This window comes from Pseudonocardia sp. (assembly GCF_050246655.1).
Classification (GTDB): Bacteria; Actinomycetota; Actinomycetes; order Mycobacteriales; family Pseudonocardiaceae; genus Pseudonocardia.
This window is the reverse complement of sequence record NZ_JBFWVQ010000037.1, coordinates 41356-50349: the sequence shown is the minus strand read 5'-3', so window position 1 is coordinate 50349 and position 8994 is coordinate 41356. Positions and strand designations below refer to the sequence as shown.

Here is an 8994-nt window from a genome sequence, read left to right as displayed (position 1 = left end):
GCCTTGACCGAGCCGAGCCGAGCGACGAGTACGAACGCGTTGAGCTGCGTCAATGTCACGCGGCGGATTCTGCCCGGTGACGGCTGGTCACGGCGCACACCGATAACCGGGAGGGTGAAGCGGACTAAGTGAACGCTTATCCGTGGTTGCCGGTTCCGGACCGGCCCGGAACCATCGGAGGGTGCGACGCGGCTGCGCCGCGTGACGAGGGAGGTTTGCGATGACCGAGCGGCACGGCGGCCCTGCCGAGGGGCCCGCCGGGACCACGGCCGAGGGCGAGGAGCCGGTCGAGGCTGTCGAGGCCCTGACCGCGCTGAGGTCGATCTGGGCCGTCGGGCAGCAGTCCGGCGCCGATCTCGACGAGGCGCGACCGAAGGCGAAGGTCTGCCGGAACATGAAGAACATCGGCTTCGGTGGCATCAGCGGCGAGGACGTCGAGGGCTCCACCGCCGTCCCGGTGGGCGAGGACATGCGTTCCGCGTGGCGGGACCTGCTGCGCAGCGAGGGCAAGTTCCACCCCGGCGCGTCGCCGACGTCCGCGACCACCGACCGCCGCTGACCGCTCGCCGCCCCGATCCCCGACCCACCCCACCCACAGAGGAGAACGCCGCGGTGAGTTCACCCGCCAGCGTCGGCGACCTGACCGCGGCCCTGCGCCGGGGCGACTACCTGGCCGATCGAGGCCTCGCAACGGCCGCCTACGTGGCGCTGTCGTTGAACCGGCCCCTGCTCCTCGAAGGGGAGCCGGGTGTCGGGAAGACCGAGATCGCCAAGGTGCTCGCGTCGGTGCTCGGCCGTGAGCTGATCCGCCTGCAGTGCTACGAGGGCATCGACACCGGCCAGGCGCTCTACGAGTGGGACTACGCGCGACAGCTGCTGCACATCCGCGCGCTCTCCGAGCGCGGGCTCGCCGACGACGGCGCCGTGGACCGGCTCTTCGGGCCGCGCTTCCTGCTGGAGCGCCCGCTCCTGCAGGCGGTGCGCGCGGGCGACCGGGCCGTGCTCCTCATCGACGAGGTCGACCGGGCGGACGACGAGTTCGAGGCCTTTCTCCTGGAGATCCTCTCGGACTTCCAGATCACGATCCCCGAGGTCGGGACCGTCGCGGCGACCGCACCGCCGCTCGTCGTGCTCACGTCCAACCGCACCCGCGAGCTGCACGACGCCCTGAAGCGCCGCTGCCTGTACCACTGGATCGACTACCCGAGCCTCCAGCAGGAGATCGAGATCGTCACCGTCCGGCAGCCCCAGGTCGGCGAGGAGCTCGCCCGCAAGGTGGTGGCGGCCGTGCAGCGGCTGCGCGAGGTGGATCTCGCGAAGCCACCGGGGGTCGCGGAGACCATCGACTGGGCACGGACCCTGGAGTTCCTCGGGGAGACCACGCTCACCGCCGAGGCCGCCGAGCTGACGCTGGGCTCGGTCCTCAAGGAGCGTGAGGACATCGAGCTGGTCCGCGACGATCTCGACGACATCATCGGCCCGTCGTCCCTGACCCGACCCTGACGTGCCTGCTCAGGACCTGGTCTCGCTGCTGGTCGCGTTCGGCCGCGCGGTGCGCCGGGCGGGGGTGTCGGTCGGCGCGGGCGACCTGTTGACCTTCAGCGCCGCGACCGTGCCGCTCGATCCGACCGATCTCCTCGACCTGTACTGGGCGGGCCGCACCACGCTGGTGAAACGGCGCGACGACATCGCCGTCTACGACGAGGTCTTCCGCGAGTTCTTCCTCGGCGAGAAGAACCCGGTCGAAGAGCTCCTCGACGCGCAGCTGCGGGCGACGGCGACGGCCGGCGCGGTCGTCGACGTCCCCGCGACCGACCCGCCGGCCGAGGCCGCCGAGCAGGACGAGGACGAGGTCGAGATGGGACTCGCGGCCTCGTCGGTCACCGCCGTGCGTTCGAAGGCCTTCGGTGCCTGTACGGACGAGGAGCTCGTCGCGCTGCGGCGGATCATGCAGCAGTTCCGGCTCACGCCCCCGCGGCGGCGCACGCGCCGCTCCCGGCCCGCCCGGCACGGGCACCGGCCGGACATGCGCCGCACGGTGCGGAGGTCGCTGCACCTGCTCGGCGAGCCGGTCGTCATGCAGTGGCGGCGCCGGCGCGTGAAGGTGCGCCCGCTGATCCTGCTGCTCGACGTCTCCGGCTCGATGGCCGACTACTCGCGTGCCCTGCTGCAGTTCGCGCACTCCGCCCGCCAGGCGACGCAGCGCGTCGAGGTGTTCTGCTTCGGCACCCGGCTCACCCGGATCACAGTGCCGCTGCGCAGGCGCAGCCCGGACGCCGCGCTCGCCGAGGCCGCGGGCGCCGTCGTCGACTGGGACGGCGGCACCCGGATCGGCGGCTGCCTCGACGAGTTCGCCCGCACCTGGGGTCGGCGGGGCATGGCCAGGGGTGCGGTGATCGTGATCTGTTCGGACGGCCTCGACCGCGGCAGCCCGCAGGTCCTCGACACGGCCATGGAACGGCTCTCGCGGCTGTCGCACAGCATCGTCTGGATGAACCCGCACAGGGGCTCGAACCGCGACTACCGGCCGCAGACGGTCGCCATGATGGTCGCCGAGCCCCACATCGACGTTCTGCTCTCCGGCCACGACCTCGACAGTCTTGCCGAGCTCGCCGGCCTGCTCCCCACCCTGTAGTTCCACCCGGAAAAAGGAGAACACCATGCGCTGGAGCGTCGGTTTCGTCGCTCAGGGCGATCCGGACACGGACGCCGTCGTGTCGCTCGAGGAGGTCGTCGAACTCGCCGACGCCGTCGCGCGCAGCAACGGCATCGCCACCGGCGGAGGCGGTACCCACTACGGGGCGCAGCTCCTCGTGGAGGCGGACAGCCGCGAGGAGGCCCTCGAGCGCGGGCGGGCGGTGTTCGAGGCCGCCGTCGACACGGCGGGCCTGCCGGGCTACCCGATCATCCGTGAGGAGATCATCAGCGAGGAGCAGGAGGCGATGGGGGCCTGACCAGTCCGCTGCCTCGATCACTGCCTCGATCACTACCACGATCACGCGCCCCCTCGGGGACGCCACCGGCCGGCCACCGTTGCGGTGGCCGGCCGGGGCCGTCTCAGTGATGTGTCTCGGTGATGTTCAGCGATGGTGTGTGTTCAGCGGTGTGGTGCGCTCAGTGCCGCGACGGCAGGTAGCCGACGGTCTCGTGGATGCGCGAGCGCCGTCGACCCGACGCCGGGACGGCGACCGACGGCCAGGCCTCGTTCGGCGAGACCTTGCGGATCGTCTCCTCGGCGAACCCGTAGAGCAGCGGGAGCGCGCCCGCCACGGTGCCGCCGGTCCGGTTGATGTGTTCCAGCCCGGGGCGGATCGCCTCGGTGTCGTCCGCGATCTGCGTCACGAGCCCGGTGCCCGCCTCCAGGATGGAAGCGATCTTGCCCAGCAGCGAGCCCAAGAGGATGAGGAAGAACGCCAGCCCGGCGATCAGGACGCCGATCTCGACGACTGTGAGCACGAGAAGTGTCGACTCGGACATGGGCTAGCCCCTTCCTGCGGGCGTGGCGATGGAGTTGACGACCCGCCCGAGGAACAGGTGGTGCTGCAGGCCCTCGGCGAGCACCAGGTCCAGCCCGTCGCCGGTGGCCGTGATCAGCGCCGTGTTCTTCGTGTTCTCGGTGATGCCGATGAGCGTGCCGGCGATCTGCTCGACCGCCCGGCGGATGCGCAGGACGAAGGCGACCAGAAGGCTCAGCAGGATCACGACGGCGACGATGACGACGGCGCCGAGGATCAGGATCACCGACCAGTAGGTGATCTCACCGGGGGAGAGGTTCACGGGTCAGCCTCCCAGCCGCGCGCGGCCGCGCTTGAGGCCACCGATGATCTCGGTGGCGTGGTCGATGGTGGTGTTGAGGCCCGCGAGGGCCGCGGTGTTCTCGCGCGACCGGCGCAGCGACGCGTCGAGCTGCTGCGCCTGGGTGCCGATCTTGTATGCCAGCACGAGGATCGGCGTGACGAGGGCGACCACCACCACGACGATCACCAGGCCGATGACCAGCCCGAGGGTCCATCCGAACGGAATCATGGTCTTCTCCTCACACCGTCTCGCACCAGGCGCGCACCGGCGCGAGGTTCCCGTTGACCGAGCCGACGACGGTGGGCACCGTCGCGGTGCGCTCGGCGATCGCGTCGACCCCGCCCTGCAGGGCGGCCAGGGTCGCGTGGACGTGGCGCAGGTGCAGGATGACCCGCAGCAGGCCGACGGCGGTGAACGCGATGATCAGAGTGGTGATCAGGAGGGTGATCCAGGCAACGAGGGGCATCGTCGTCCTCCTACTTCGCAGGGAGCAGCTTGGCGACGCTGCCCGCGTACCGGGTGGCGCCGGCGGCGACCTGGGCCACCGTGGCGTCGGTCGTGGCGAGCAGCTGGGGGGTGTCCTGCACCCCGCCGAGGGCGCGGACGCCCTGGGCGAGGATGTCGTCGGCGGCGCCCCGGATCCGCTCGACCGCGGCGAGCAGGCGGTTGAGCAGGGCGATCACCACGACGAGAACGACGAGCAGGACGGCGTTGCCGATCCACCAGAGGGTCATGTCCGGCTCCTTCAGCGGTTCCGGTCGTAGGGCAGGAAGAACCGGGCGAACACCCGCGTGAGGGCCATCCACGCGGCACGCACGCCGATGGCGAACCCGCTGGCCGGCTTGGCCGCGCGGATCGCGGTGGCGGTCCCGCCGCCGCCCTGGTTGTTGATGTTGTACTGCAGGCACTCGGCGAAGCTGCGCATGAGGACGCTGGTGACGTCGGCGATCATGCCGCGGCCGAACTGGGCCGCCGCCCCGGAGATGGTCAGGTCCTGCACGACCTTCATCGTCGTGCGACCGCCCGAGCTCGGGACCAGGGTGGCCGTCAGGGTCATGTCGGCCGTGCCCTTGCCCTTGTCCTCGGCGCCCGCCGCGTGCAGGACCAGCGTGTGGCTCGCCTCGTCGGTCGAGACGATCCGCGCCTTGCCGCTGAAGAAGAGCTTCACCGGCCCGAGCCGGGCGACGACCTTGCCGTCGTAGGTCCCGTTGCCGTCGTCGCCGGTGAGCTCCGCGCCGGGCAGGCAGGGCGCGAGGTTCGGGACGTCGAGCATGTACGTCCAGACCCTGTCCAGCGGTGCGTCGACGACGATGTCGTTCGTGATCTCCATGTCCTCAGCTCCGCTTCACCGGCGGCGCGCCGGAGACGTCCTGGTGGGTCTGCAGGGCGGTCCAGACGCGGTCCGGCAGCACCGGCATGTCGATGTTGCGCACGCCGGTGTGGCCGATCGCGTCGAGGACGGCGTTGACGAAGGCAGCGGGGCCGCCGACCGCGGCGCACTCGCCGACGCCCTTGGCACCGATCGGGTGGTGGGGGCAGGGGGTGACGACCTCGTGCAGCTCGAACCCGGGGGTCTCCCAGGCGGTGGGCAGGAGGTAGTCCATGTAGTTGGAGCCGATGCAGTTGCCGTCCTCGTCGAAGGTGATGAACTGCATGTTGGACATGGCGTAGGCCTCGGTGAGCCCGCCCATGATCTGGCCCTCGACGATCATCGGGTTGATCCGCACCCCGCAGTCGTCCACCGCGACGACGCGCAGCACGTCCCAGACGCCGGTCTGCGGATCGACCTCGACCGTCACGATGTAGCAGGCGAACGGCCAGGTGAGGTTCGGCGGGTCGTAGTACGCGTTGGCCTCCAGGCCGGGCTCGAGACCGTCCGGCATGTTCGAGTACGCGGCCATCGCGCACTCCTGGATCGTCGCGCCCCGGTGGGGGGCACCGCGGACGTAGAACCGTCCGAGCTCCCACTCGATGTCCTCCTCGGACACCTCCAGCAGGTGCGCGGCGAGCTTGCGGGCTTTGGCCCGGACCTTGCGGGACACCATCGCCACGGCGGCGCCCGCGACGGGGGTGGACCGGGAGGCGTAGGTGCCCATGCCGAAGGGGGCGGTGTCGGTGTCGCCCTCCTCGACGACGACGTCCTCGGCGGGGATCCCGAGCTCGTGGGCGACGATCTGCGCCCAGGTGGTCTCGTGGCCCTGGCCCTGGGTCTTCGCCCCGGTGCGCAGGATCGCCTTGCCGGTGAGGTGCACCCGCAGCTCGGCGGAGTCGAACATCTTGATGCCGAGGATGTCGTACTCGCGGCTGTTGCCCGCGCCGAGCGGCTCGGTCATCGTCGAGATCCCGATGCCGAGCAGGCGGCCCTTGCGGCGGGCGGCCTCCTGCTCGCGGAGGAAGTCCTGGTAGCCGATGGCGTCCAGGCCCACCTGGAGGCACTTGCCGTACTGGCCGGAGTCGACGAGGAACCCGAACGGCGTGCGTGCCGGGAACTGGTCGTCGCGCAGCAGGTTGATGCGCCGGAACTCGGCCTGGTCCATGCCCAGGTCGGAGGCAGCTGCCTGCACCATCCGCTCCTGGAAGAACATGGCCTCGGTGACGCGGAACGAGCACCGGTAGGCGACGCCGCCGGGGGCCTTGTTGGTGTAGTGGCCCTGCGCGGTGAGGTAGCCGGTGTCGATGTCGTAGGCGGCGAACGTCGAGTGCAGCAGCCCGACCTTGAACTTGGAGGGCTGGGCGTCACCGAAGAAGGCGCCCTGGTCGGTGTCGGCGTGCATCCGCACGGCGAGGATCTTTCCGTCGCGGCGCAGGGCCATCTGGGCGTCGAGGTACATGTCGCGCCCGAAGCCGGTGGAGATGAGGTTGCCGGTCTTGTCCTCGGTCCACTTCACCGGGCGGCCGGTGAGGATCGACCCGACGATCGCGTGCACGTAGCCGGGGTAGACGGGCACCTTGTTGCCGAACCCGCCGCCGATGTCGGGGGCGATGATCCGGATCTGGTGCTCGGGCAGCTCGGCGATGAGGGCGACCGCGGCGCGCACGATGTGCGGGGCCTGGGTCGTCAGGTAGAGCGTGAGCTTCTGGGTGGCCGGGTCGAAGTCGGCCACCGTTCCGCAGCACTCGATGGGGGAGGGGTGGCTGCGCGGGTAGTGCAGCTTCATCGAGGAGACCACGTCGGCCTGTGCGAAGGCGCGTTCGGTGGCCTCGCGGTCGCCGACCTCCCAGCGGTAGGCCGTGTTGTCGACCTGACCCACCTTGTCGTCGCGGATGACCGGCGCGCCGGGAGCCTTGGACTGCTCCGGGTTGACGATCGGCGGAAGCGGCTCGTACTCGATCTCGATCGCGTCGCAGGCGTCGCGGGCGATGTAGGGGTCGTCCGCGACGACGACGGCGACCTCCTGGCCCTGGAAGCGCACCTTGTCGGTGGCCAGCACGGCCTGGGTGTCGTAGGACAGCGTCGGCATCCACGCAAGGTTGCGCTGTGCCAGCGTCTCGCCGGTGATCACCTGGCGCACGCCGGGGATGGCCCATGCCCTGCTGGTGTCGATCTTGGTGATGCGGGCGTGGGCGAGCGGGCTGCGCACGATCTCCATGTAGAGCATGCCCGGCAGCTTCACGTCGTCGGTGTACTGGCCGCGGCCCCGGATGAACCGGTGGTCCTCGACCCGGCGCCGGCTGGCCCCCAGCCCGCCGATCTTGATCTCGTCGAGCGCCGTCGGGAGGGCGGTCTGCGTCATCGGGCACTCTCCTGGTCGCCTGCGGCCGGTGCGCTGCCGCGTTCCTTGTCGGCTGCCCACAGCACGGCCTTGACGATGTTCTGGTAGCCGGTGCAGCGGCACAGGTTGCCGGAGAGCGCCCACCGGACGTCCTCCTCGGTGGGGTCCGGCTCGCGGTTCAACAGGGCCCGCGACGCCATCATCATTCCCGGGGTGCAGAAGCCGCACTGGAGGCCGTGCTCCTGCCGGAAGCCCTCCTGGACCGGGTCGAGCTCGCTGGGGGTGCCGAGCCCCTCGACGGTGGTGACCTCGTGGCCGTCGGCCTGGACCGCGAGCATCGTGCAGGACTTGATGGGGTCACCGTCGAACAGCACCGTGCAGGCACCGCAGTTGGTGGTGTCGCAGCCGAAGTGGGTCCCGGTAAGGCTGAGCCCCTCGCGGAGCAGGTGCGCGAGCAGGAGCCGCGGCTCCACCTCGACCACGCGGCGTTTCCCGTTGACCGTGACCGTGATCCGCCGAACGACCTCGTCGGTCTCGACGATCTCGACAGCGTGTCCATAGCTCATGCCGCCACCGCTTCCCCGCGGGAGAGCCCGCGTCTGACGAACGTCGCCACGACGTGGCGCTTGTACTCCACGCTGCCGCGGTGGTCGGCCTTCGGCTGGGCCGTCCGCGCGGCGAGCTGTGCCGCCTCCTCGATCGACGCCCCCGTCAGGGGCCCGCCGACGAGCGCCTCGGCCGCCTCGGTCGCGGCGAGGTTCGCCGGGCCGACACCGGTGAGGGCGATGCCGGCCTTGACCACCCGGCCGCCCTGCTGCTCCACCGAGAGCGCGACTCCCGCCGTCGCGAAGTCACCCACGCGCCGTTCGAGCTTCAGGTACGTGCCGAACCGGTGGCCGACCGGCGCCGGGACGATCGCCTCGACGGCGAACTCGTCCGGATCCAGGGCGTTCTGGAACGGGCCGAGGGAGAAGTCCGCTGCCGGGATCTGCCGCTGTCCGCGCGGCCCGAGCGCCACGACGTGCCCGCCGAGGGCCAGCAGCACGGAGCCCCAGTCGCCCTGGGGATCGGAGTGGCAGATCGAGCCGACCATCGTGCCCCTGCTGCGCACCATCGGGTCGGCGACCAGCGGCGCCGTGGCGGCCAGCAGCGGGTGCTTCGTCTTGAGCAGCGCCGACCGCTCGAGCGTCGCGTGCCGGCACAGCGCGCCGACGCGCAGCATCCCGTCGGATTCCTCCTGGAGGTGGTCGATCCCGGGGACGCCGTTGATGTCGATGAGGACCTCGGGCGCGGCGAACCGCAGCTTCATCATCGGGACGAGGCTCTGTCCACCGGCGATGATCTTGGACTCGTCGCCGTAGGTGGCGAGGAGGTCGAGCAGCTCGTCGAGACTTCGTGGGGCTTCGTACCGGAACTTGGACGGATACATCGGGGTCCTCCTTGACCTACCCGAACGACGTCGGGCGGGGTGGTGGGGAGCGGG

At 70.7% G+C, this 8994-nt stretch carries 13 protein-coding genes; 4 read left to right on the top strand and 9 right to left on the bottom strand.

Going from position 1 to position 8994, the window contains the following annotated elements; genetic code table 11:
• The first annotated feature begins 220 nt into the window (after positions 1 to 220).
• Genes AB7J25_RS14350 through AB7J25_RS14335 form a run of 4 tightly spaced genes read left to right on the top strand, consistent with a single transcriptional unit; the run spans position 221 to position 2954 of the window.
• A complete protein-coding gene (locus AB7J25_RS14350) occupies positions 221 to 559 on the top strand; it encodes a hypothetical protein (protein WP_428509096.1) in 339 nt (112 codons plus the stop codon).
• Between the two features lie 53 nt (positions 560 to 612).
• On the top strand, positions 613 to 1503 hold the full coding sequence (locus AB7J25_RS14345) for an AAA family ATPase (protein ID WP_428509094.1): 891 nt from the start codon (positions 613 to 615) through the stop codon (positions 1501 to 1503).
• A 1-nt stretch (position 1504) separates the two neighbouring features.
• Positions 1505 to 2635 carry a vWA domain-containing protein gene (locus AB7J25_RS14340; protein ID WP_428509092.1) on the top strand — a complete coding sequence of 377 codons (1131 nt, stop codon included), beginning with the start codon at positions 1505 to 1507 and terminating at the stop codon, positions 2633 to 2635.
• Between the two features lie 25 nt (positions 2636 to 2660).
• The gene (locus AB7J25_RS14335) at positions 2661 to 2954 is read left to right on the top strand and encodes a hypothetical protein (protein ID WP_428509090.1); all 294 of its coding nucleotides are present in this window, start codon (positions 2661 to 2663) and stop codon (positions 2952 to 2954) included.
• A gap of 160 nt (positions 2955 to 3114) precedes the next feature.
• On the opposite strand, the gene AB7J25_RS14330 is transcribed toward AB7J25_RS14335, so the two are convergent.
• From AB7J25_RS14330 to AB7J25_RS14290, 9 genes are read right to left on the bottom strand one after another with little or no spacing between them, the layout of a single operon-like run.
• Positions 3115 to 3477 carry a hypothetical protein gene (locus AB7J25_RS14330; protein ID WP_428509088.1) on the bottom strand — a complete coding sequence of 121 codons (363 nt, stop codon included), beginning with the start codon at positions 3475 to 3477 and terminating at the stop codon, positions 3115 to 3117.
• A 3-nt stretch (positions 3478 to 3480) separates the two neighbouring features.
• Positions 3481 to 3777: a hypothetical protein gene (locus AB7J25_RS14325; protein WP_428509086.1), complete on the bottom strand. Its 297-nt coding sequence runs from the start codon at positions 3775 to 3777 to the stop codon at positions 3481 to 3483.
• A 3-nt stretch (positions 3778 to 3780) separates the two neighbouring features.
• The gene (locus tag AB7J25_RS14320; RefSeq protein ID WP_428509084.1) at positions 3781 to 4026 is read right to left on the bottom strand and encodes a hypothetical protein; all 246 of its coding nucleotides are present in this window, start codon (positions 4024 to 4026) and stop codon (positions 3781 to 3783) included.
• A gap of 10 nt (positions 4027 to 4036) precedes the next feature.
• Positions 4037 to 4264 carry a hypothetical protein gene (locus tag AB7J25_RS14315; RefSeq protein ID WP_428509082.1) on the bottom strand — a complete coding sequence of 76 codons (228 nt, stop codon included), beginning with the start codon at positions 4262 to 4264 and terminating at the stop codon, positions 4037 to 4039.
• A 10-nt stretch (positions 4265 to 4274) separates the two neighbouring features.
• On the bottom strand, positions 4275 to 4532 hold the full coding sequence (locus AB7J25_RS14310) for a hypothetical protein (protein WP_428509080.1): 258 nt from the start codon (positions 4530 to 4532) through the stop codon (positions 4275 to 4277).
• Positions 4533 to 4543: 11 nt separating this feature from the next.
• Positions 4544 to 5128 (bottom strand): SRPBCC family protein, encoded by a 585-nt coding sequence (locus tag AB7J25_RS14305; RefSeq protein ID WP_428509078.1) that lies wholly within the window; start codon positions 5126 to 5128, stop codon positions 4544 to 4546.
• A gap of 4 nt (positions 5129 to 5132) precedes the next feature.
• Positions 5133 to 7532 carry an aerobic carbon-monoxide dehydrogenase large subunit gene (locus AB7J25_RS14300; protein WP_428509076.1) on the bottom strand — a complete coding sequence of 800 codons (2400 nt, stop codon included), beginning with the start codon at positions 7530 to 7532 and terminating at the stop codon, positions 5133 to 5135.
• The gene (locus AB7J25_RS14295) at positions 7529 to 8077 is read right to left on the bottom strand and encodes a (2Fe-2S)-binding protein (protein ID WP_428509074.1); all 549 of its coding nucleotides are present in this window, start codon (positions 8075 to 8077) and stop codon (positions 7529 to 7531) included. The genes AB7J25_RS14300 and AB7J25_RS14295 overlap by 4 nt, the downstream gene beginning before the upstream one ends.
• Entirely contained in the window at positions 8074 to 8940 is an 867-nt protein-coding gene (locus AB7J25_RS14290) for an FAD binding domain-containing protein (protein ID WP_428509072.1), read from the bottom strand. Before AB7J25_RS14290 ends, AB7J25_RS14295 begins: the two co-directional genes overlap by 4 nt.
• Positions 8941 to 8994 lie beyond the last annotated feature (54 nt).

What these genes read in the sequence shown, in the direction of transcription:
- AB7J25_RS14315 (WP_428509082.1), bottom strand. Translation starts at nt 4,264, where the DNA reads ATGCCCCTCGTTGCCTGGATCACCCTCCTGATCACCACTCTGATCATC.
- AB7J25_RS14295 (WP_428509074.1), bottom strand. Translation starts at nt 8,077, where the DNA reads ATGAGCTATGGACACGCTGTCGAGATCGTCGAGACCGACGAGGTCGTT.
- AB7J25_RS14350 (WP_428509096.1), top strand. Translation starts at nt 221, where the DNA reads ATGACCGAGCGGCACGGCGGCCCTGCCGAGGGGCCCGCCGGGACCACG.
- AB7J25_RS14305 (WP_428509078.1), bottom strand. Translation starts at nt 5,128, where the DNA reads ATGGAGATCACGAACGACATCGTCGTCGACGCACCGCTGGACAGGGTC.
- AB7J25_RS14335 (WP_428509090.1), top strand. Translation starts at nt 2,661, where the DNA reads ATGCGCTGGAGCGTCGGTTTCGTCGCTCAGGGCGATCCGGACACGGAC.
- AB7J25_RS14310 (WP_428509080.1), bottom strand. Translation starts at nt 4,532, where the DNA reads ATGACCCTCTGGTGGATCGGCAACGCCGTCCTGCTCGTCGTTCTCGTC.
- AB7J25_RS14320 (WP_428509084.1), bottom strand. Translation starts at nt 4,026, where the DNA reads ATGATTCCGTTCGGATGGACCCTCGGGCTGGTCATCGGCCTGGTGATC.
- AB7J25_RS14290 (WP_428509072.1), bottom strand. Translation starts at nt 8,940, where the DNA reads ATGTATCCGTCCAAGTTCCGGTACGAAGCCCCACGAAGTCTCGACGAG.
- AB7J25_RS14300 (WP_428509076.1), bottom strand. Translation starts at nt 7,532, where the DNA reads ATGACGCAGACCGCCCTCCCGACGGCGCTCGACGAGATCAAGATCGGC.
- AB7J25_RS14330 (WP_428509088.1), bottom strand. Translation starts at nt 3,477, where the DNA reads ATGTCCGAGTCGACACTTCTCGTGCTCACAGTCGTCGAGATCGGCGTC.